Origin of the sequence: Actinoplanes sp. KI2 (assembly GCF_025630775.1) — a bacterium.
In the GTDB taxonomy this organism is placed as follows: Bacteria; Actinomycetota; Actinomycetes; order Mycobacteriales; family Micromonosporaceae; genus Actinoplanes.
This window is the reverse complement of record NZ_JAOSZE010000005.1, coordinates 212,545-234,528: the sequence shown is the minus strand read 5'-3', so window position 1 is coordinate 234,528 and position 21,984 is coordinate 212,545. Positions and strand designations below refer to the sequence as shown.

Here is a 21,984-nt window from a genome sequence, read left to right as displayed (position 1 = left end):
GGGTACGCGACGAGGATGATCATGGGGATCCGCTCCACTCCTGGGAGAACGCTGTGAGCTGGGACTTTGGCGGCGGCTGCGGTCGGCGAGCGTGCTCATTCGGCTTGCGGGTGGAGGGAAGTGGAGTAGAGTGGAGCGCAATGGCAGGGCCGAGGGGGGAGCTAGACCTGGGAGGCCTGCCGGCCCGAGTTGACAGGCGGACCGCGAACCGCTGGGGCAGGGGGTGGACGGCCGATGTTCCTCGGCACCCATACCCCACGCCTCGATGACAAGGGGCGGCTGATCCTTCCGGCCAAGTTCCGAGATGAGCTGGCGGGAGGTGTCGTGATCACCAAGGGGCAGGAACGCTGTTTGTACGTGTTCCCGATGCCGGAGTTCCAGCGCATCGCAGGCCAGCTTCGCGAGGCGCCGGTGACCAACAAGGCCGCCCGGGCATACAGCCGGGTGTTCTTCGCCAGCGCTCACGACGAGGTGCCGGACAAGCAGGGGCGGGTGACCATTCCGGCGCACCTGAGGGAGTACGCGGCCCTGGACCGCGACCTCGTGGTGATCGGGGCGAGTACCCGCGTGGAGATCTGGGACAAGCAGTCCTGGGACGACTACCTCGCGGCGAGCGAAGACGAGTTCGCCGACATCGAGGAGGGGGTGCTGCCCGGCGGACTGTAGGGCGTGGCACCCTGCCGGGCCGCCGATCACGGCCTCGGACGTCATCGCCCGTACTGCGAGATCTCCAGCCGCTCCCGCACCTGGCGCCTCTTCCCCGGCGCCAGGCGCGTGTCCGGACCGGAAAACACCGGCAACGCCCGCCGGCAACGGGCAGCGCCGGGACAAGCCGGGGACACGAGCGGATGGGGATCTGGCGGTACGGACGACGTCCGGGCCGGGGGCGAGCGTTGCGGCAAGGCCGGGTGGCAAAGGGGGTCGACGTGGGGGAGCCTCGTGGCACGCATGTGCCCGTGCTGCTCGAGCGCTGTCTCGAGCTGCTCACTCCCGCGCTCGACATGCCCGACGCCGTGCACGTCGACTTCACGCTCGGGCTGGGTGGGCATGCCGAGGCCGTTCTCGAGCGCTTCCCGGACGTGGTCCTCATCGGACTCGACCGGGACACCGAGGCCCTCGCGCACGCCCGGCACCGGCTGGCCCCGCACCGCGCCCGGACCCATCTCGTGCACGCGGTCTACGACGAGCTCCCGCAGGTGCTCGCCGACCTCGGGTACGAGCGGATCCACAGTGGCCTGTTCGACCTGGGTGTCTCGTCGCTGCAGCTGGACGAGGCGGACCGCGGTTTCGCGTACGCCCAGGATGCCCCGCTCGACATGCGGATGGACCAGACCGCGGGGATCACCGCGGAGCAGGTCGTCAACGAGTACGAGCCGGGGGAGCTGGTCCGGATCCTGCGGCAGTACGGCGAGGAGAAGTTCGCCCCGCGGATCGTCTCGGCGATCGTGCGGGAGCGGGCGAAGGGGCGGATCACCTCCACGGCCCGGCTGGCCGAGCTGGTCAAGGAGGCGATCCCGGCCGCCGCGCGACGAACGGGTGGAAATCCCGCGAAAAGAACGTTTCAGGCACTACGTATTGAGGTAAATCGGGAGCTCGTCGCACTGGAGTCGGCCCTACCGGCCGCTTTGGACGCATTGGCGCCGAAAGGCCGCCTTGTGGTGATGAGCTACCAATCGTTGGAGGACCGGATCGTCAAGCGCGCCCTCACCGCGAGGACGCGCAGCACCGGGCCGATCGACCTGCCGGTCGAGCTGCCCGGGACCGGTCCCACCCTGCGGCTGCTGACCAGGGGGTCAGAGCCGCCGACAGACGAGGAGGTCGAGGCCAACCCGCGGGCGGCTTCGGTGAAGCTGCGCGCGGTCGAGCGCCTCGGCCGGCAGGACACGACATCGGGGGACGCCCGCGAGCGGCCCCGGATGTCAACGCACGGGGGACGACGGCGGTTACGCCGGGGGGAACGCGACGAGGGGGAGGGGAAAGCATGAGCGAGCGCACGCACGCGCCGCGGCCGGGGGGCCGAGTCAAGGGTCAGCGCGGAACGGTGCCGGCACGCGATGCGGACACCCAGCACGGTGCCGGTCGGGGCAACGCCGGTCAGAGCGGTGCCGGTCAGAGCGGTGCCGGTCAGGGCCGTGGCGGTCCGGGAAGTGACGCCCGGGGGGCGCGCCACTTCACGGCTGCGGACGAGGCACGCGCCGACCGGTCCGACACGCGCCGGTCAGGGATGCGGGGGTCTGCCGCCGAGCCGGCGACGCGAGGCTCGGGCCGCGAGGGCTTGCTGCCGCGGGCGCGGGGTCGGGACAACGCCGATGAGGTACGTGGTGAGAGCCGTTCCGGGTCGGACCCGGCGCGTGGGTCGGACCTCGCGCGTGGCAAGGGCCGCCGGCCGGAGCCGTTGGTCGGCAAGAGCCGCTCGGAGGCGGGCGCGTCCCGTCGCCGCGACACCGGCCCGATCGCGCCCCGCAAGCGCGACACCGGGTCGGTCGAGGCTCGCAAGCGCGAGACCGGGTCGGTGGAGAGCCGCAAGCGCGACGCCGGGTCGGTGGAGAGCCGCAAGCGCGACGCCGGGTCGGTGGAGAGCCGCAAGCGGGACCTGGGCGTGTTCGCCGAGCGGGGGCTCGGCAAGAGTGTGCGCAGCGGGCGCCTGCGGGACGGCCGTGGCGGGCGGACCGTCCTGGATGCACCGGTGGACGGCACGGCGGCGCTCAAGCCGATCGAGGTCGAGGTGACCGCGGCCGAGCCGCTGCGGGTCACCGGTCCGGTCCGGACCACCGGCGAGGTGGTCACGCCGATGCTGCGGGTCGCCCCGCCGGCGCCGGTCAGCGCGCCGCGGGCGCCGTTCGTGGCCTCGGTGATCGGCGTGGTCATCGTCGGGGTGCTCGGCATCCTGATGATCAACACGAAGACCAACGAGAACTCGTTCCGGATCGCCGACCTGCAGAAGCAGGGCGCCGCGCTGGACAACCAGCAGCAGGACCTGGACAACCAGCTGGTCGCGGTGTCGAACGTCGGCAACCTCGGCGCCGCGGCCCGCCGGCTCGGCCTGGTCGAGGCGGACAAGCCAGCGATGATCACGCTGCCCGACGGCCGGATCATCGGCGTGCTCACGCCGGCGAAGGGCAAGCCGGCGGTCACCTCGGAGGACGGCCTCGCGCCCGGCAAGGCCTCGGCAAACCCGAGCACGGCGGCGAACCCGAGCACGGCGGCGGGCAACGGCACTGCGGCCGGGAACGGCACGGCGGCGGGCAACGGCACGGCGGCCGGGAACGGCACGGCGGCCGGGAACGGCACGGCGGCGGGCAACGGCACGGCGGCCGGGAACGGCACGGCGGCCGGGAACGGCACGGCGGCGGGCAACGGCACGGCGGCGGGCAACGGCACTGCGGCCGGGAGCGGAACCACCACGGGCGGGAGCCAGATGACCGGCACCAGCAGCGTCGTCCCGGGCACCGGGCAGTAGCCATGCCACCGCGAAACGACGACACACCGCGCCGGGGCGAGCAGCCCCGGCGCGGAACGTCTCGTGACCTTCCGGCCGAGGAGGGTACCGAGGAGACCGCCCGGGGCCGCGGGGGCTTCGGGATCGGCGACGCGCGGGCGTACACCCCGCGCGGCCGCACCCTGGCCGAGCGCGACCAGCGCACCCGGTCGCCGCGCGCCGGCCGCAACACCGACCCGTTCCGGCCGGCGCTGCAGGTGCTCGACGGCGGGCGCCCGCAGCGTGGCCGGCGTCCGGCCGAGACCGAGACGCCGGCCACGGACGAGGCCGGTCGCCGGGAGCAGCGCGACCCGCGTCGCGAGCCGCCGCGCAGCCGCCGCCCGGAGCCCGTCGACGACGACCGGGACGAGCTCGAGCAGCGCCGGCAGCGAGCGGCGGGCCGGGACCGGGGCGCGGGCCAGGATCGGGCCCCCGGCCGTGGTGTCCGGGTTCGCGAGGGTGTCCGGGGCGCGAGCGCGAAAAGCACGCGGGAGACCCGGGCGTCCTACGCACCCCGTACCCGAAAGGGAAATGACAAACCGGCCGCCCGGACCACCGCGAAGGGCCGGGGCCGGCCCGTGCCGAAAGGCCGGGCCGTGCCCGAACCGCCGAAGCTGGCCAACCCGACCAGGCGGCTGCGGCTGGGTACCGTGCTGGCGCTGTCGCTGTTCGTGATGATCGGCGTGCGGCTCGTCGTGCTGCAGGTGGCCGCGTCGCCGGCCGACGCGGCGCGGCTGATCAAGCTGCGCGAGGACCGGATCAGCGAGATCACCCTGCCCGCGTCGCGCGGCAGCATCCTGGACCGGAACGGCACCGTGCTCGCGCACAGCGTCGAGGCCCGGTACGTGGCCGCCGACCCGGTGCTGGTCAAGAACGTGGCGACCGAGGCGGCCATCCTCGCGCCGCTGCTCGGCGTGCCGGCCTCCAAGCTGATCCCGAAGATGACCAAGCACGCCCGGCCGGGCGGCGGGCAGTCCCGCTTCGAGTTCCTGGCGCAGGGCGTGGACATCGCCGTGGGCGACAAGATCGCCGCGATGAACCTGGGCGGGATCGTGGTGCGGCAGGACGAGCGCCGCGACGAGCCGGGCGCCGACCTGGCCGCGAACCTGATCGGCTTCACCGGTGCGGACAACTCCGGCCTCGAGGGCATCGAGGGCCGCTACGACTCACTGCTGCGCGGCACGCCGGGCTCGCAGGAGTTCGAGATCGGCAAGGGTGACCTGAACGCGCCGATCCCGGGCGGCTTCCAGCGCTACGTCGAGCCGCAGCCGGGCACCTCGATCGAGCTGACCATCGACGCCGAGCTGCAGTGGGAGGTGCAGCACATCCTCGGCGACCAGCTGCGCCAGTGGAAGGCGTCGATCGGCGGCGCCGTGGTGCTCGACATCAAGACCGGCGAGGTGCTCGCGCAGGCCAGCTTCCCGCCGTACAACGCGCAGAAGCCGCTGGAATCCTCGGCGGCCGACCGGGACGACGTGCCGAGCTCGATCGTGGCCGACCCCGGGTCGGTGCACAAGCCGTTCATGTTCGGCGCGGCCCTGCAGGAAGGCCTGATCACGCCGGACTCGACGCTGGCCATCGGTCCGGCGCTGCGGCGCGGCGGTTACACCTTCCCGGACAGCCACCCGCAGCCCAAGGGCACGCTGATGACGATGCCGGGCCTGCTCGCGCTCTCCTCCGACGTGGGCACCATCCTGATCGGCGACAAGCTCGGCAAGCAGCGGGTGTACGAGTACCAGCAGAAGTTCGGTCTCGGCAGGTCGACCAACGAGGGGGTGGCCGGCGAGGCGCAGGGCAAGATCCTGCCGCCGGACGAGTGGAGCGGTTCGGCGTCCGGCTCGGTGCCGATCGGCCACAGCGTCGACGCCACGCTCATCCAGATGGCGGCGGGCTACGCGGCGATCGCCAACAACGGCACCTACATCCAGCCGCACATCATCAAGTCGTACATCTCCGGCAAGGACGGCAAGGTCACCAGCGCCGGGGAGCCGGCGACGCACCAGGTGCTGAGCCCGAACATCGCCGCCGAGCTGCGCACGATGATGGAGGCCGTGGTCGACAATGCGGACGCGACCGGCACCCAGGCCCGGGTCAACGGCTACCGGGTGGCGGGCAAGACCGGTACCGGCAAGCGGCTGGTCGACGGTCAGTACACAAGCAGTAACTACGGGTCGTTCATCGGCATGGCGCCGGCCGAGAACCCGCGGTTCGTCATCGCGGTCTCGGCCGAGGTGCCGCACGGCACCGGCGGCGAGGTCGCGGCGCCGGCGTTCAGCAAGATGATGTCGTACGCGCTGCTGCAGAACCGGGTGCCGCCCTCGGCCACCAAGCCGCCCACCTTCCGCATCCATCCGTGAGCCGTGGCGTTTTCTGTCGAATGCGGGCACCGGGTAGGGTCTGACGCCGTGTCCGGCATTCCCCGTCCCGAGTCCGTCGCGCCGCTGCGACTGACGCGCCTCGCGGCCCTGCTCCCGGCGGTGCTGACCGGCGCCGACGTCGAGGTCAGCGGCATCACGCACGCCAGCCAGGAGGTGCGGCCCGGCGACCTGTACGCGGCGCTGGCCGGCGCCAACCGGCACGGCGCCGAGTTCGTGGCCGGTGCCGCGGCGGCCGGCGCGGTGGCCGTGCTGACCGACGAGGCCGGTCGAGATCTCGCGCTGGCGGCCGGCCTGCCCGTGCTGGTGGCCGACGACCCGCGGGCGGTGCTGGGCGCCGCCGCGGCCGCGATCTACGGCGACCCGTCGGCCCGGCTCACGATGATCGGCATCACCGGCACGGCCGGGAAGACGTCGACGGCGTACCTGGTCGAGGCCGGCCTGCGCGCGGCCGGGATGATCACCGGCCTGATCGGGACCGTGGAGACGCGGCTCGGCGACCTGGTGGTGGCCAGTGTGCGCACCACGCCTGAGGCGACCGACCTGCAGGCGATCCTGGCCGCGGCGGCCGAGCGGGAGGTGAGCGCAGTGGTCATGGAGGTGTCCAGCCACGCGCTCGCGATCGGCCGGGTCAACGGGCTGCGGTTCGCGGTCGGCGGGTTCACCAACTTCGGCCTCGACCACCTGGACTTCCACGCCGACGTCGAGGACTACTTCGCGGCCAAGGCACGCCTGTTCGACGGGCGCAGCCGGGTCGAGGTGCTCAACTACGACGACCCGGCGTTGCGCCCGCTGTTCAAGCCGTCGACGGTCAGCTACTCGGCGGCCGGCGACCCGGCGGCCACGTGGTGGGCCGACCAGGTGCGGCCGTCCGCGTTCGGGCAGCGCTTCATGGTGCACGGGCCGGACGGGCTCGCCGTCGAGGCCGGGGTGTCCCTGCCCGGGCGGCACAACGTGGCCAATGCGCTGCTCGCGCTCGCCTCGCTGGTGGCGGTCGGGGTGGACGCCCAGGTCGCGGCGAGCGGGATCGCGGCCTGCCCGGGCGTGCCGGGCCGGCTCGAGCAGGTGGTTGCGCCGGGCGAGGTGCTCGGCGTGGTCGACTACGCGCACAAGCCGGACGCGATCGTGGCGGCGCTCGCCGCGCTGCGCGAGCTGGCGGCCGGGCGCGGCGGCCGGGTGATCTGCCTGATCGGGGCCGGCGGCGACCGGGACAAGGGCAAGCGGCCGCTGATGGGTGCCGCGGCGGCGCGCGGGGCGGACCTGGTGATCGTGACCGATGACAATCCGCGCACCGAGGACCCGGCTCTCATTCGCGCCGCGGTCCGGGCAGGGGCCGAAGAGGCCGGCGGCTCTGCGAAGATCATCGAGGTGGCCGGCCGGCGGGCGGCGATCGACGAGGCGGTCCGGCTGGCCGGGCCGGGCGACGTGATCGCGTTGCTCGGCAAGGGCCACGAGCGGGGCCAGGAGGTGAACGGGCAGATGCTGCCGTTCGACGATCGGGTCGAGCTGGCCGCGGCGCTGACCGCGAACAACGGGAGTCGCTCGTGATCCGGATGACTTTGGACGAGATCGCCAAGGTCACGGGCGGGCGGCTGGTCAATGCGTCGCCGTCCGTGACGGTGACCGGCGGCGTCGAGTACGACTCCCGGAAGGTCGGCCCGGGCGGGCTCTTCGTCGCTTTCGAGGGCGAGAAGGTGGACGGCCATTCCTTCGCCGCCGCTGTCGTGGCGGCGGGGGCGGCCGGGGTGCTGAGCACCCGGGACACCGGCCAGCCGGGTGTTGTCGTCGAGGAGCCGCTCGCGGCGCTGGCGGCATTGGCGCGGGCCGTGGTCGAGCGGCTGCCCGGGCTCACGATCGTCGGGCTGACCGGGTCCTCCGGCAAGACCACGACGAAGGACTACATCGGGCAGCTGCTGGCGCGGCTCGGGGCGACCATCGCGCCGGCCGGTTCGCTCAACAACGAGCTGGGCTTCCCGTACACGGTGCTGCAGGCGACCGAGGAGACCCGGTTCCTGGTGCTGGAGATGGGCGCGCGGGGGATCGGGCACATCCGGTACCTGTGCGAGATCGCCCGGCCGCAGGTGGGCGTGGTGCTCAACATCGGGGCGGCGCACATCGGCGAGTTCGGCTCGGTCGAGGGCACGGCACGGGCCAAGGGCGAGCTGGTGGAGGCGCTGCCGGCGACCGGAGTCGCGGTGCTGAACGCGGACGATCCGCTGGTCGCCGGGATGGCGCCGCGGACCGGCGCCCGGGTGCTGCTGACCGGGGAGTCGGCCGGGGCGGCGGTGCGGGCCACCGGCGTGACGCTGGATGCGGGCGGCCGCCCGGCGTACACAATCGGATTTGGGGGAAAAAACGGAAATGTTCGGCTTGGCGTAATTGGCCGGCATCAGGTGTCGAACACGCTCGCGGCGGCCGGGGTGGCGCTGTCGCTGGGGATGGCCTTCGACGAGGTGGTAAGCGCGCTGGGCGAGATCGGGATCGTGTCGAGCCGGCGGATGGACGTCTTCGTCCGGCCGGACGGCGTCACGGTGATCGACGACTCGTACAACGCGAACCCGTCGTCGACCGCGGCGGCGTTGAACGCGCTCGCCACCATGGGGGCGGACGGGCGCCGCGTCGCGGTGCTCGGCTACATGGCCGAGCTCGGCGAGCACGAGCGCTCCGGCCATGAGGAGGTCGGCCGGCTGGCCGCTGAGCTCGGTGTGGACCGGCTCGTCGCGGTGGCCGGCAACGCCCGTCCGATCCTGGACGGGGCAGCAACGGTCGAGGGGTGGACCGGCGAGGCGATCTTCGCGGCCGATCAGGCCGCCGCGCTGGAGATCGTCAGGGGGGATCTGCGGGCCGGCGACGTCGTGCTCGTGAAGGGTTCCAGGTACCGCACGTGGGATGTGGTCGACGGACTGCGTCCCGAGGAGGGTCGCCCGTGAGGGCAGTCATAGTCGCGGCCGCGGTCGCGTTCATCATCTCGTTGTTCGGCACGCCGGTGGCCATCCGCGTCTTCACCGCGCTCAAGGCCGGTCAGCCGATCCGGTCCCTCGGGCCCGCCACCCACCAGGGCAAGAAGGGCACGCCGACGATGGGCGGCGTCGCCTTCATCGTGGCCACCGTCTTCGCGTACGTGGCTGGCCACGTCGCCCTGACCACGCTGCCCGAGCGGCAGATCGCGCAGGAGGGGCCGACGATGACGGCCCTGGTCCTGCTCGGCCTGTTCGTCTTCTGCGGCGTGGTGGGCTTCCTGGACGACTTCCTGAAGGTGCGCCGGCGCAACTCGGACGGCCTGAGCGCCAAGGGCAAGCTGCTCGGCCAGCTCATCGTCGGCGCCGGGTTCGGCATCGCGGCCCTGTACGTGGCGAGCACCAACGGGCAGACCGTGGCGAGCGAGCACATCTCGTTCATCCGGGACGTCAGCTGGCTCGACGTCGGCAAGGTCGGCTCGGTCCTGGTCTTCGTCTTCGTGATCATGGCGATGTCGAACGGCGTGAACCTGACCGACGGTCTCGACGGCCTGGCCACCGGCGCCTCGATCCTGGTGCTCGGGGCGTACGCGCTGATCGGGTTCTGGCAGTACCGCCACTGGTGCGGCGACACCGACTACGCCCGGGTCAACGACTACTGCTACCAGGTGCGCGACCCGCTGGAGATCGCGATGATCGCGGCCGCCGCGGCGGCCGCCTGCGTGGGCTTCCTCTGGTGGAACACGTCGCCGGCGCGGATCTTCATGGGCGACACCGGCGCGCTGGGCCTGGGCGGCCTGATCGGCGGCCTGGCCGTGTCGACCCGCACCACGCTGCTGTCGATCATCATCGGCGGGCTCTTCGTGATCATCACGATGTCCGTGGTCATTCAGATCATCTCGTTCAAGACCACCGGTAAACGGGTGTTCCGGATGTCGCCGCTCCAGCACCACTTCGAGTTGGCCGGCTGGAGCGAGGTCAACATCGTGGTCCGGTTCTGGATCGTGGCCGGCATCTGCGTGGCGATCGGCCTCGGCCTGTTCTACTCGGACTTCCTGGCGGTCATGGGCTGACTCACATAACGAGGCGCGACACGCCAGCGAGGTGACGACTGCTGGCGTGTCGCCGCCACGATGATGTGTCCATGGCGGACGACCGGACATCAAAGGCGGCTCGCCCGTCGCTCAGCCGGCAGCTCCTGCCCGCCGTGCACGGGATGCTCGCCCGACCCCTCTCCTCGTACTACCTGCTGATCGCCGGCTCCAGCCTGCTGCTGCTGATCGGGCTCACCATGGTCTTCTCGGCGACCAGCGTGAAGGCGTACGAGGAGAACGGCAGCGCCTTCGCGACGATCGCCAACCAGGCGGTGTTCGCGCTGCTCGGCCTGGTCGCCTTCTGGATCTGCCAGCGGCTGCCCGCCACCACCCTGCGCGACCTGGGTAAGTACATTCTCGGCGCGGCCGTCGTGCTGCTCGCGATCCTCGACCTGATCGGCGCGCTCGCCTCGGTCGGCGTGCTGAAACCGGACGTGCACGGCGTGGTGACCCTGGGTCCGATCCACGCCCAACTGCTCTGGCTGTACCTCGGCCCGATCGGCCTCCAGCCGGCCGAGCTCGCGAAGCTCGGCATGGTGCTGTGGGGCGCCGACGTGATCGCCCGCAAGGGCCCCGCGCTCGGGCACTGGCGCGAGCTGGCCCGCCCGCTGTTCCCGGTGATCGGCCTGCTGTTCGTCCTGGTCGGCTACAACGACCTGGGCACCATGCTGGTGCTGCTCGCGCTGATCATCGGCCTGCTCTGGGCGGCCGGGGTGCGCCTGCGGGTGTTCGCCGCGCTCGGCGTCATCGGCCTGGCCGGCGTCGGCCTGCTCATCGCCGCGGCCTCCGGTGGCGCCGGCTCGGGCTCGGCCGACGCCGGCAACTACCGGCTCGCCCGGCTCACCAACTTCCTGCAGCCGCTCGACAAATGCGACCTCAACGACAACTGCTACCAGCTCATCCAGGCCCGCTCGGCGATCTTCGAGGGCGGCTGGTTCGGGGTCGGCCTGGGCAAGAGCGTGCTCAAGTGGAACTGGCTGCCCGAGGCCTCCAACGACTTCATCTTCGGCGTGGTCGCCGAGGAGTTGGGCGTGGTCGGCTGCGGTGTGATCCTCGCGCTCTTCTCGGTGCTCGCCTACACCGGCTTCCGGATCGCCCGGCGCTCGGCCGACCCGTTCCGCCGGCTGGCCGCCACCGCCATCACCACCTGGCTGGTCACCCAGGCCGTCATCAACATCGGCGGGGTCACCGGCATGCTCCCGATCACCGGCCTGCCGCTGCCGTTCATCTCGACCGGCGGCAGCGCGCTGGTGGTGACGCTGGCCGCGATCGGGATGCTCGCCTCCTTCGCCCGTGCCGAGCCGGACGCGGCCCGGGCGCTGAACGCCCGTCCGCCCGCGATGTGGGTGCGGCTACTCTGGGCCCCGCTGCCGCCGCTTCCCCCGCAACGGCAGCCGGGGGCCGGGTCCGGCCGGGCTCCGACACCCGCGGGGGGCGAAGGGAGACGGTGATGGCTCTGCTGCGGTCGGTCGTGCTCGCCGGCGGAGGCACCGGCGGTCACATCTATCCGCTGCTCGCCTTCGCCGACGCGGTGCAGCGGCACTTCCCGGAGGTGCGGATCACGGCGCTCGGCAGCCCCAAGGGCATGGAGAACGAGCTCATCCCGCCCACCGGGTACGACCTGCGGATCATTCCGGCGTTCCAGCTGCCGCGGTCGGTCAACCTGAACCTGCTGCGCACGCCGGACCGGATGTACAAGTCCGCGCACGCGGCCGGCAAGATCCTCGACGAGGTGCAGGCCGACGTGGTGGTCGGATTCGGCGGGTACGTGTCGGTCCCGGCCTATCTGGCCGCCTGGAAACGCGACCTGCCGATCGTCATCCACGAGGTGAACGTGCCGCCGGGCGTGGCGAACCGGATGGGCATGAAGTTCACCAAGAACGTCGCGGTCGGCTTCCCCAGCCAGCCGCAGCAGGCCGAGTCGCTGCGGGACGCGCGGGTGGTCGGCGTGCCGCTGCGCACCAAGCTCACCCACCTGGACCGGGCCGCGCTGCGCCCGCAGGCGCTCTACCAGTTCGGTCTGCGGCCCGACCTGCCGGTGCTGTTCGTCTCCGGCGGCTCGTCCGGCGCCCGGACGATCAACCTGGCGGTGGCCGCGGCGGCCAAGCGGCTCGCGCACGCCGGCATCCAGGTGCTACACGTGCAGGGCGGCCGGAACGACCCGTTCGAGGTGCCCGCCGACCTCCCGGTTCCGTACGTGGTGCTGCCGTACCTGTCCGACATGCAGCTGGGCTACGCGGCGGCCGACCTCATGCTCTGCCGGGGCGGCGCGATCACGGTGGCCGAGACGACCGCGCTGGGCGTGCCGGCGGTCTACGTCCCGTACCCGCACAGCAACCAGGAGCAGAAGCGCAACGCGCTGCCGGTGGTCGAGGCCGGCGGCGGCATCCTGGTGGACAACAGCGAGTTCACCCCCGAGTGGATCGAGCAGCAGGTCATCCCGTTGGCACGCGACCGGCAGCGGCTCGCGATGATGGGCCAGGCGGCGTCGCGGTACGGACGCCGCGACGGGGACGAGGCCCTCCTGGAGTTTGTGTTGGAAGCGGTGGCGGCCAGATGATTTTGGGGAATGGTGCGATGTCCTTTTTCTCCGGAGGAGGCTTGTGAACACCACGGAGCTCAGCCCGGCCGGCGAGTTGACCGCCGAGGACCTGGGCAGCGTGCACCTGATCGGTATCGGCGGGGTCGGCATGGGCGGCCTGGCCCGGCTGTTGCTCACCCGGGGCGTGCCGGTCTCCGGCAGCGAGCTGCGCGAGTGGCCGGCGCTGGCCGCGCTGCGCGCGCTCGGCGGCACCGTGCACATGGCCCACGTCGCGGAGAACCTCGACGGGGTGGACACCGTGGTCTATTCGACCGCGATCCCGCAGGACCACCTCGAGCTGGTCGAGGCCCGCCGCCGCGGCCTGCGGATCATGCACCGCTCCGAGGCGCTGGCCGCCGCCATGACCAACCGGCAGACCATCGCGGTGGCCGGCACGCACGGCAAGACCACCACCACCTCGATCATGACGGTGATCCTGCAGCACGCCGGGCAGGACCCGTCGTTCGTGATCGGCGGCGAGATCTCCGAGGCCGGCTCGAACGGGCACCACGGCACCGGGCCGCACTTCGTGGCCGAGGCGGACGAGAGCGACAAGTCGTTCCTGATCTACCGGCCGCACGTCGCGATCATCACGAACATCGAGGCCGACCACCTCAACAACTGGGGCGACCTGGACGGGCTGAAGGCCGGCTTCCTCGAGTTCGCCGGGCTCACCGACGCCGACGGCTTCGTGGTGACGTGCGCCGACGACCCCGGGACCCAAGGCCTGATCGCGTCGCTGCGCGCTCAGGGCAAGACCGTTTTCACGTACGGCGAGAGCGCCGACGCCGATCTGCGGATCAGCGAGGTCGTCTCCACCGTGAGCGGGGTGCGCTACCTGGCCTCGCTGGACGGCCAGGAGCTCGGCGAGATCAAGCTGGCGCTGCCCGGCCGGCACATGGGCCTCAACAGCGCGGCGGCGGTGCTCACCGCGCTGCGCCTGGGCCTGCCGCTCGAAAAGATCACCGAGGCGCTGGAGTCGTTCCCGGGCGTGCGCCGGCGCTTCGAGCGCAAGGGCATCGCCGCCGGGGTGCGCGTCTACGACGAGTACGCGTACCACCCGACCTCGGTGAAGGCGGCGCTGCTGACCCTGCGTGAGGTGGCCGGCGACGGCCGCCTGCTGGTGGTCTTCCAGCCGTACCGGGTGTACCGCACCCGTGACCTGCAGGCCGAGCTGGCCGAGGGGCTGGCGATCGCCGACCAGGTGATCGTGATGGAGGTCTTCGGGCCGGGCGAGGTGCGCGGGCCGGGCGAGGGCGGGGTGGCGCTGACCGCCGCGATCGATCTGCCCGCCGAGCACAAGGTCTTCGTACCGGACTGGGAGGACGTGCCGGCCGAGGTGGTTCGCCGCAGCCGTCCGGGCGACGTCGTGGTCACCATGGGCGCGCCGCCGATCTCGCTGATGGGCGACGAGTTGCTGGCCGCCCTCGCGGCGGAGCGGGCGATCTGACCCGATGAGTGCGGGCGGGCGCAACTGGCGGCTGGTCCGGGCGAACACCGACGCGGTGCCGTCCTCGGCCCGGCGGTTCATGGCCCGCGCCCGCCGGCGCCGGTTGCGGGCCGCCGTGCCCTGGGCGGTGGCGGCCGGGGTGCTGGTCGTCGCCGGGGCGCTGACCTGGGTGGTGTACGGCACGTCGGTGCTCGCCGTCCGGCAGGTCAAGGTGGTCGGCGTGCAGACGATCGACCCGGTGCAGGTCGAGCAGGCCGTCGACGTGCCGCCGGACGAGCCGCTGGCCCGGGTCGACCTGGGCGCGGTGCGGGCCCGGGTGCGGGCCATCCCGGCGGTCGACCGGGTGACGGTCAAGCGCGGCTGGCCGTCGACGCTCGTGGTCGAGGTGGTGGAGCGTACGGCGGTGGCGGCGGTGCCGACCGGGCCCGGCAAGCTGTCCCTGATCGACGAGACCGGCACCCCGTACCGGGAGGTGACCCGCCGGCCGGACGGCCTGCCGCTGATCCGCACCGCGGCGCCGGGAGCGGCCGATCTGAACACCCGGTCGGCACTGAAGGTGCTCGGTGCGCTCAGCCCGGAGCTGCGCGAGCAGTTGGTGGAGATCTCGGTGGCCGCGCCGGCGCAGATCCACCTGCAGCTGACCGGCAACCGCACGGTGGTCTGGGGCGACGACACCGAGAACGACACGAAGAGTCGGGTGGCGACCGCGCTGCTGAAAAAGGCGCACCAGGAGATCGATGTCAGCGCGCCGCTCGTGGTGACCATCCGCTGATCGGACATTCAACCACGAACGGCATATTCGGGCCGAGGTTACGGGGCGGTCCGATATTCGCCACTTAAGCGCCCCTCGACACGCCGCGCCGGTCCTTGGTTGACGCCTGCAGTCCGCTTACGTTGCCTCCAGAGGATGGATGGTTGACATAACCCTAAGCCTCTAGTAGAGGGTGAGGGTTTCCTCGCCCTCCCTTACCCGGCAGCGAACGTCGCTGTTACGCCGCGACATTCGTCCACCCCGAAGGGAAGGCTGAGCCCGATGACACCTCCACACAACTACCTGGCGGTCATCAAGGTCGTCGGGATCGGTGGCGGCGGCGTGAACGCCGTCAACCGCATGATCGAGGTGGGGCTCAAGGGAGTCGAGTTCATCGCGATCAACACCGACGCCCAGGCGCTGCTGATGAGCGACGCCGACGTCAAGCTGGATGTCGGCCGCGAGCTCACCCGCGGCCTCGGCGCGGGCGCCCAGCCCGACGTCGGCAAGAACGCCGCCGAGGATCACCGCGACGAGATCGAGGAGGTTCTCAAGGGAGCCGACATGGTCTTCGTGACCTGCGGCGAGGGCGGCGGCACCGGCACCGGCGGCGCGCCGGTCGTGGCGAACATCGCCCGCAAGCTCGGCGCGCTCACCATCGGCGTGGTCACCCGGCCGTTCTCGTTCGAGGGCAAGCGCCGCCAGGTGCAGGCCGAGTCGGGCATCGAGGAGCTGCGCAACCAGTGCGACACGCTCATCGTGATCCCGAACGACCGGCTGCTCGCGCTCGGCGACCGCGGCATCAGCATGATGGACGCGTTCCGCCAGGCCGACCAGGTGCTGCTCTCCGGTGTCCAGGGCATCACCGACCTGATCACCACGCCAGGTCTGATCAACCTGGACTTCGCCGACGTCAAGAGCGTGATGAGCAACGCCGGCAGCGCGCTCATGGGCATCGGCAGCGCGCGCGGCGACAACCGCGCCGTCGAGGCCGCCGAGCGGGCGATCTCCAGCCCGCTGCTCGAGCAGAGCATGGACGGCGCGCGCGGCGTCCTGCTGTCCATCGCCGGCGGGTCCGACCTCGGCCTGTTCGAGATCAACGACGCGGCTCAGCTGGTCACCGATGCCGCGCACCCGGATGCCAACATCATCTTCGGCGCGGTCATCGACGACGCGCTCGGCGACGAGGTGCGGGTCACCGTGATCGCGGCCGGGTTCGACGGCGGCGCCCCGTCGTACAAGCCGGCCGAGACGACCCGCAAGGCGACGCCGGTCCAGCCGGCCGGCGCGCCGGTGTCGGCGACGACCTCCACGCCCGCCGTGCAGGCACCGCCGGCGCAGACGCCGCGCCGGGTGCTCTTCGACGACGTGGACGTGCCGGACTTTCTCAAGAACGGCTCGTGACCGCCGGTCGCCGGGACGAGCTCGCCGCCTCGCTCGCCGAGGTCCGGGAGCGGATCGCCCGCGCCTGCGTGGATGCGGGCCGGCCGGCGGACGACGTCACCCTGGTCGCGGTGACCAAGACCTATCCGGCGAGCGACGTGGTGCTGCTCGCCGGGCTCGGCGTCACCGACGTGGGGGAGAACCGCGACCAGGAGGCGGGGCCGAAGGCCGCCGCGGTGCGTGCCGAGGGCGCGGCGCCGCGCTGGCACTTCATCGGGCAGTTGCAGCGCAACAAGGCCAGATCCGTGCTCGCGTACGCTGACGTGGTCGAGTCGGTGGACAGCGTGCGGCTGGCCACCGCCGTGGACCGGGCGGCGGCCGGCCGGCCGACACCGCTCGAGGTGCTCGTCCAGGTGAGCATCGACGGCGACCCGGACCGGGGCGGTGCGGCCGGCGACGACATCTGGCGGATATCCGACCTCGTGGCGGCCTCGGCGGCGCTGCGCCTGGGCGGAGTGATGGCGGTCGCGCCGCAGGACTGGGATCCGGACCGCGCGTTCGAGCACCTCGCCACGGTCACCGCGCGCCTGGTGTCGATCCATCCGGAGGCGACCACGGTCTCGGCCGGGATGAGCGGCGACCTGGAAGCGGCGATTCGGCACGGAGCGACACACGTCCGGATCGGCACTTCTTTGCTCGGAATGCGAAACACGCTGCGGTAGCCTTGCGGCGGGCAGCAAACTACATAGGTGTCGTTTAAAGCGAAAGCTTTGGGGCACGGTTTCGCCGCGGGTCGCCGGTCCGGATCGGATCGCTGCCCGTGCAAGGGGGGATGCGGTACGCCGGGGGGCGCGCGCCGCGCAGCGGACAAAAGGTGGGGGACATGGCTGGTCGGGTCGGCACTTTCGCGATGCGGGATGGGGTGGGGGCATGAGCGCGATTCGGAAGGCCGGTGTCTGGCTGGGCCTCGTCGAGGAGGACGAGGAGACCGGGTACGAGGAGCGCGGCTATCGGGAGAGCTCTTACCGTGACCGCAGCCGTGACCGCGACCGGTACGCGTCGGACCGCTACGCCGACGAGTTCGCCGACGAGGACGACGACCTCGAGGAGGAGCGGACCGTCCCGCGCGCCCGCGGCGAGCGGTCCCGCCCGTCGGACCGGCTCTCCCGGATCGACCGCGACGACCACGATCGGGTGGACGCCGGGGATCGGGCCCGCGTGCGTTCCATCACTCGGTCGACCATGGCGAGTGAGCCCGTCACCCCGGTGAGCTACCAGACCCGGGACAACCTGGCCCTGGCCGAGGAGCGGGTGCACGCGCCGCAGCCGGCTCCGCGCCCGGTCGAGGAGGAGCAGCGGTACCAGATCACGACGCTGCACCCGACCACGTACCGGGAGGCGCGGACCATCGGCGAGCACTTCCGGGACGGCGTGCCGGTGATCATCAATCTCACCGAGATGGATGAGGGTGACGCCCGCCGCCTGGTCGATTTCGCGGCGGGACTGGCGTTCGGCCTTCGCGGTACGATCGAGCGCGTGACCAACCGGGTTTTCCTGCTCTCTCCGGCGAATGTCCAGGTCACCGCGGAGGACAAGGCCAAGATCGCTGAGGGTGGGTTCTTCAACCAGAGCTGAACCCGAACGAGGGACCCTCAGAAGTGCTGTCGATCCTGTTCCAGATCCTCTATCTCATCGTCTACCTTTTCTTCCTGGTTCTGCTGGCGAGGTTCGTCCTGTCGGCGGTGCTCCAGTACGGACGGCGGTGGCAACCCGGCCGTGGCGCCGCGGCGGCGTTGGAGACGGTGTGGACCGTCACTGATCCGCCCCTCAAGGCGTTGAGGCGGGTGATCCCACCGTTGCGCATTGGTAACGTGAGCTTGGACCTGGCTTTCATCGTGCTGCTGGTTATCCTGTTCGTGCTCATGGAGTTCGTGCTCGCCAACCTGATCCGGAACTACAGCTAGACAGCAGCCCCACACCGCGGCCGCGACTGACCCGAGGAGATGCGATGCCGCTGACCCCGGCCGACGTGCACAACGTCGCCTTCAAGAAACCCCCGATCGGCAAGCGGGGGTACGACGAGGAGGAGGTCGACGCCTTCCTGGACGAGGTCGAGCGCGAGCTCGCCCGTCTGATCGAGGAGAACAACGAGCTGCGCGCCCAGGTGGAGCGCGGCGGCCGGGGTGGCGCGCCAGCCGTCTCGGGCGCCGACCCCCGCCTCGCTGCCGAGCTCAACGAGATGAAGGCCCAGCTGGACCGCGTCCAGCGGGACAAGGCGCAGGCCGAGCAGGCCGCCCGTCAGATGCAGGCCGAGCTGGAGCAGGTGCGGGCCCAGGGCCCGGTCGGCGCTCCCGGCGGCGGCACCGGCGACGGCGAGCAGCAGGCCCTGCGCGTGCTGATGATGGCCCAGCGCACGGCCGACGACCACGTGGCCGACGCCCGTCGCGAGGCCGACAAGCTTCTCTCCGACGCCCGGTCCAAGGCGGAGGAGGTCACCCGCGAGGCGCGGGCCAAGGCCGACGCGCTCGAGCGCGACGCCCGCCAGCGTCACCAGGAGGCCATGGGTGGCCTGGACGCGAAGCGGTCGGCGCTGCAGAAGCACATCGAGGAGCTCAAGCAGTTCGAGCGGGAGTACCGCACGCGCCTCAAGGCGTACCTGGAGAGCCAGCTGCGTGACCTCGACGGTCGCGGGCAGGGTCTCGAGGCCGAGCTGACCCGGGCCGACTCGCAGCGCGCGGTCGGTGGTTCCGGCGGTCTCGCCGCGGCCGGCCTGGCCGGGTCGTACGGCGGCTCCCGCACCGGCGCCATCGAGTCCGGGCGCTGACCGGTCGCCGACACCCCTCGGCAGTACCCCTGAAGGACGAGCTGACCAGGAACCCGACGAGGATGAGCCATGATCGTTGCTAGCTTGCTGCTCATCCTCGTCGCGGTGACGTTGCTCGTGCTCGGCCTCACCGGCGGATCGAGCGGTCTGCTCATCGGTTCGATCGTGGCCAGCCTGCTGGCCGCGGTCGCCCTGATCATCGGCGCGCGGCGGAACGCCGTGGCTCGCGCAGCCGGGGCCCGTGGAGCCGCAGCCCGCGGAGCCGCGGCCGGGGCGATGCCGGGCCCCGCGGCGCCCGAGTTTGCCGCGGAGGCCACGTCGCCCGAACGCGGCATGGACGATTTTGCCCCGGGCGGAGCCGTGTTCGCCGCCGAATCAACTGAATCGGCCCAGTCCGATTTGTCGGACAAGCGCGAGACTGTCCAGCTGGAGCCGGTCGCCTACGACGACTACGACGAGGTCGAGCCCGTTCCCGCGGTCGACGAGGCGTACGAGGCCGGGCGGCGCGACGCCGTGGACGGCCTGACCACCCCCGCAGCCGAGCGGGAGAGCTCCGACGAGCCCGCCTGGCGCCAGACCGAGCCGGTGCACGCCGAGCCGGTGCACGCCGAGCCGGTCGCGGTGGGCGATGACTTCGACGCCGGCCCGGACGGCGGCGACGAGTTGGACGACGCCGACGAGGAGGATCCGGCCGACGAGCCGCTCCCGCAGAAGGTCAGCCCGGCCGACGCCGTCCGGGTGGCCCGCCTCAACGGCGAGGTGCTGGTCGTCGACGGCCGTCCGCGCTACCACGTCGCCGACTGTCCGCACCTGGTCGGCAAGCTCACCGAGCCGATCCCGGTGAACGAGGCGGTCGAGCTCGGTTTCAGCCCCTGCGGCCTGTGCCGCCCGGTCGATCGCCTGGTGGCCGGCGCCGCGCGGCGTTGAGCCTGGTCACCTCGGCGATCACGGGCCGCATTTCCCGGCACAATGAGGCATGGTCAACCACGCCTCCGGTCAATCCGTCGCGGTACGCGTCCGGCCCGGTGCCGGGCGAGATCGGGTGGGTGGTCGCTATGACGGCCCGCACGGGCCCGCGCTGATCGTGGCGGTGGCCGCGCCCGCGGTCGACGGCAAGGCCACCGAGGCGGTGCGCAAGGCCCTCGCCGGCGCACTCGGCCTGCGGGCCGGGGAGGTGGCGCTCAAGATCGGCGCGACCAGCCGGGACAAGGTGTTCACGGTGCCGGCCGGGGACGAGATCCGCAGCCGCCTCGCCGCGCTGCGGGACGGCACGTGACCGGTCACCTGGACGTCGCGCTGCTCATCGGCGCCGCGGTGCTGCTGGTGGCGGTGGCCGCGGTGCGCCTGTCGACCCGCCTCGGCCTGCCCAGCCTGCTGGTCTATCTGGCCCTCGGCATGGTCCTCGGGGAGGCGGGCCTGGGCATCCGCTTCGACGACGCCGAGCTCACCCGGACCCTCGGCTTCTGCGCGCTCATCGTGATCATCGCGGAGGGCGGGCTGACCGCGCGGTGGAGCACGCTGCGGCCGGTGCTCGGGCTCAGCGCCTCGCTCGCGACGATCGGCGTGGCGGTCAGCGTCGTCGTGGTCGGCCTCTGCGTACATCTGATCCTGGGTCTTGATTGGCGGTTGGCGCTGCTCTACGGCGCCGTGCTCTCCTCGACCGACGCCGCCGCGGTCTTCGCGACGCTGCGCCGCCTGCGGTTGCCGCCGCGCCTGGTGGCCACCCTGGAGGCGGAGTCCGGCCTCAACGACGCCCCGGTGGTCCTGCTGGTCGTCCTGCTGTCGGCCACCGCGGTGGTCGAGCACCCCTGGTGGTACGAGGGGCTGATGGTCGGGTACGAACTGGCCGCCGGCGCCGTGATCGGATTCGGGGTGGGCGCGGCCGGACGGTGGACGCTGCGGCGCGCGGCGCTGCCCTCGGCCGGCCTCTACCCGATTGCCGCGGTCGGCCTGACCGTCCTCGCCTATGCGGCCGGCGCGGTCGCACACGCCTCCGGGTTCCTCGCCGTCTACGTGGCCGGGGTGGTTCTCGGCAATGGCCGGCTGCCGCACCGCCGGGCCGTCCTCGGCTTCGCCGACGGGCTCGCCTGGGTCGCCCAGATCGGCCTGTTCGTGCTGCTCGGCCTGCTCGCCTCGCCCGGCCGGCTGGGCGGCGCGCTGGTGCCGGCCCTGGTCGCCGGCCTGGCCCTGGTGCTGCTGGCCCGCCCGCTGTCGGTGGTGATCGCGGCCGTGGCGGCCCGCCCGGTACGTGGTCTGCGGCGCCGCCCGGCCGGTCCGCGGGGCAGCGCGGCCGGTCCGCGGGGCAGCGCGGCCGGCATGCGGGGCTGGGCGGCCGGCCTGCGCGGGCTGGGACGCCGTCCGGCCGGTCCGCGCGGCGGGTCCCCGGGTCGCGGCGGTGCGGCCGCCGACGCCTCGTCTTACGAACGGCGCGGCGAGCCCGCGCCGCTCCGGGTGGGGTGGCGGGGCACGGCCTTCCTCTCCTGGGCGGGATTGCGCGGAGCCGTGCCGATCGTGCTGGCCACCATCCCGCTCTCGGCCGGCACGCCGGGCGCGGACGGCCTGTTCGACGCGGTCTTCCTGCTCGTGATCATCTTCACCCTGGTGCAGGCGAGCACGCTCGGCCCGGCGGCCCGGATGCTCGGAGTGACCGCGCCGGCCGAGCCCGCCGAGATCCACGTGGAGACCGCGCCGCTCGAGAACATCGCCGCCGACCTGCTGCAACTGGACGTGGCGCCGGGCTCGCGGCTGGCCGGGGTGCACATCGACGAGCTGCGACTGCCGGTCGGTGCCTCGGTGACGCTGATCGTGCGGGACGGCGCCGGTTTCGTGCCGGGCCCGGACACCCGCCTGCGTACCGGCGACGCCATGCTCATCGTGGCGACGGCGGCCGCGCGGGACGTGGCCGAGCGGCGGCTGCGGGCGGTGAGCCGCCGCGGCCGGCTGGCCCGCTGGTTCGGCGAGGAGGGCCGGGAAGAGCCGGCCGGGCGGTAGGCCCTGATCCGGAACGGTCAGGTATCCGACTGGGGCATTTATAGAGGTTTAGCCCGGCAAGATCGTGAGCAATTGTTGTCGCTGATGGATACGTTCCGTA

The 21,984-nt window shown here is 72.3% G+C and carries 18 protein-coding genes and 1 pseudogene; all 19 read left to right on the top strand.

The genetic code is table 11. The annotated features are described in order from the left end of the window. Window positions 1-234: 234 nt before the first annotated feature. The 19 genes and pseudogenes from mraZ to ODJ79_RS07420 all read left to right on the top strand — a co-directional run bounded on the left by mraZ (window position 235) and on the right by ODJ79_RS07420 (window position 21,884). Complete coding sequence (gene mraZ, locus ODJ79_RS07510; RefSeq protein WP_203807536.1) at window positions 235-666, top strand: division/cell wall cluster transcriptional repressor MraZ; 432 nt, start codon at window positions 235-237, stop codon at window positions 664-666. Window positions 667-926: 260 nt separating this feature from the next. Beyond that, window positions 927-1,985, top strand: a complete 1,059-nt coding sequence (gene rsmH / locus ODJ79_RS07505) for a 16S rRNA (cytosine(1402)-N(4))-methyltransferase RsmH (RefSeq protein WP_263022577.1) — start codon at window positions 927-929, stop codon at window positions 1,983-1,985. Between the two features lie 410 nt (window positions 1,986-2,395). Further along, entirely contained in the window at window positions 2,396-3,460 is a 1,065-nt protein-coding gene (locus ODJ79_RS07500) for a hypothetical protein (protein WP_263022576.1), read from the top strand. Window positions 3,461-3,462: 2 nt separating this feature from the next. Continuing rightward, window positions 3,463-5,835, top strand: coding sequence for a penicillin-binding transpeptidase domain-containing protein (locus tag ODJ79_RS07495; protein WP_263022575.1), 2,373 nt, complete (start codon window positions 3,463-3,465; stop codon window positions 5,833-5,835). Between the two features lie 48 nt (window positions 5,836-5,883). After that, window positions 5,884-7,401 (top strand): UDP-N-acetylmuramoyl-L-alanyl-D-glutamate--2,6-diaminopimelate ligase, encoded by a 1,518-nt coding sequence (locus ODJ79_RS07490; protein WP_263022574.1) that lies wholly within the window; start codon window positions 5,884-5,886, stop codon window positions 7,399-7,401. Then, the gene (locus ODJ79_RS07485; protein ID WP_263022573.1) at window positions 7,398-8,783 is read left to right on the top strand and encodes a UDP-N-acetylmuramoyl-tripeptide--D-alanyl-D-alanine ligase; all 1,386 of its coding nucleotides are present in this window, start codon (window positions 7,398-7,400) and stop codon (window positions 8,781-8,783) included. The genes ODJ79_RS07490 and ODJ79_RS07485 overlap by 4 nt, the downstream gene beginning before the upstream one ends. Then, a complete protein-coding gene (gene mraY / locus ODJ79_RS07480) occupies window positions 8,780-9,883 on the top strand; it encodes a phospho-N-acetylmuramoyl-pentapeptide-transferase (RefSeq protein WP_263022572.1) in 1,104 nt (367 codons plus the stop codon). Before ODJ79_RS07485 ends, mraY begins: the two co-directional genes overlap by 4 nt. A 71-nt stretch (window positions 9,884-9,954) precedes the next feature. Next, a pseudogene (locus ODJ79_RS07475) lies at window positions 9,955-11,434 on the top strand (FtsW/RodA/SpoVE family cell cycle protein); the annotation flags it as partial. After that, window positions 11,355-12,464 carry an undecaprenyldiphospho-muramoylpentapeptide beta-N-acetylglucosaminyltransferase gene (murG, locus tag ODJ79_RS07470; protein ID WP_263022570.1) on the top strand — a complete coding sequence of 370 codons (1,110 nt, stop codon included), beginning with the start codon at window positions 11,355-11,357 and terminating at the stop codon, window positions 12,462-12,464. The pseudogene ODJ79_RS07475 and the gene murG, both read left to right, overlap by 80 nt. A gap of 43 nt (window positions 12,465-12,507) precedes the next feature. Beyond that, on the top strand, window positions 12,508-13,935 hold the full coding sequence (gene murC / locus ODJ79_RS07465) for a UDP-N-acetylmuramate--L-alanine ligase (protein WP_263022569.1): 1,428 nt from the start codon (window positions 12,508-12,510) through the stop codon (window positions 13,933-13,935). A gap of 4 nt (window positions 13,936-13,939) precedes the next feature. Continuing rightward, on the top strand, window positions 13,940-14,707 hold the full coding sequence (locus ODJ79_RS07460) for a cell division protein FtsQ/DivIB (protein ID WP_263022568.1): 768 nt from the start codon (window positions 13,940-13,942) through the stop codon (window positions 14,705-14,707). 261 nt (window positions 14,708-14,968) lie between these two features. Further along, window positions 14,969-16,090 (top strand): cell division protein FtsZ, encoded by a 1,122-nt coding sequence (gene ftsZ / locus ODJ79_RS07455; protein ID WP_263022567.1) that lies wholly within the window; start codon window positions 14,969-14,971, stop codon window positions 16,088-16,090. Next, window positions 16,087-16,791, top strand: a complete 705-nt coding sequence (locus ODJ79_RS07450; RefSeq protein ID WP_263022566.1) for a YggS family pyridoxal phosphate-dependent enzyme — start codon at window positions 16,087-16,089, stop codon at window positions 16,789-16,791. The genes ftsZ and ODJ79_RS07450 overlap by 4 nt, the downstream gene beginning before the upstream one ends. A 208-nt stretch (window positions 16,792-16,999) precedes the next feature. Next, window positions 17,000-17,704, top strand: coding sequence for a cell division protein SepF (locus tag ODJ79_RS07445; RefSeq protein ID WP_263022565.1), 705 nt, complete (start codon window positions 17,000-17,002; stop codon window positions 17,702-17,704). A 23-nt stretch (window positions 17,705-17,727) separates the two neighbouring features. Further along, window positions 17,728-18,033 carry a YggT family protein gene (locus ODJ79_RS07440; protein WP_263022564.1) on the top strand — a complete coding sequence of 102 codons (306 nt, stop codon included), beginning with the start codon at window positions 17,728-17,730 and terminating at the stop codon, window positions 18,031-18,033. Between the two features lie 44 nt (window positions 18,034-18,077). Next, window positions 18,078-18,893: a DivIVA domain-containing protein gene (locus ODJ79_RS07435; protein WP_263022563.1), complete on the top strand. Its 816-nt coding sequence runs from the start codon at window positions 18,078-18,080 to the stop codon at window positions 18,891-18,893. A 69-nt stretch (window positions 18,894-18,962) separates the two neighbouring features. Beyond that, the gene (locus ODJ79_RS07430; RefSeq protein ID WP_263022562.1) at window positions 18,963-19,820 is read left to right on the top strand and encodes a hypothetical protein; all 858 of its coding nucleotides are present in this window, start codon (window positions 18,963-18,965) and stop codon (window positions 19,818-19,820) included. A gap of 49 nt (window positions 19,821-19,869) precedes the next feature. Further along, entirely contained in the window at window positions 19,870-20,169 is a 300-nt protein-coding gene (locus ODJ79_RS07425) for a DUF167 domain-containing protein (protein ID WP_263022561.1), read from the top strand. After that, window positions 20,166-21,884 carry a potassium/proton antiporter gene (locus tag ODJ79_RS07420; RefSeq protein WP_263022560.1) on the top strand — a complete coding sequence of 573 codons (1,719 nt, stop codon included), beginning with the start codon at window positions 20,166-20,168 and terminating at the stop codon, window positions 21,882-21,884. The genes ODJ79_RS07425 and ODJ79_RS07420 overlap by 4 nt, the downstream gene beginning before the upstream one ends. Window positions 21,885-21,984 lie beyond the last annotated feature (100 nt).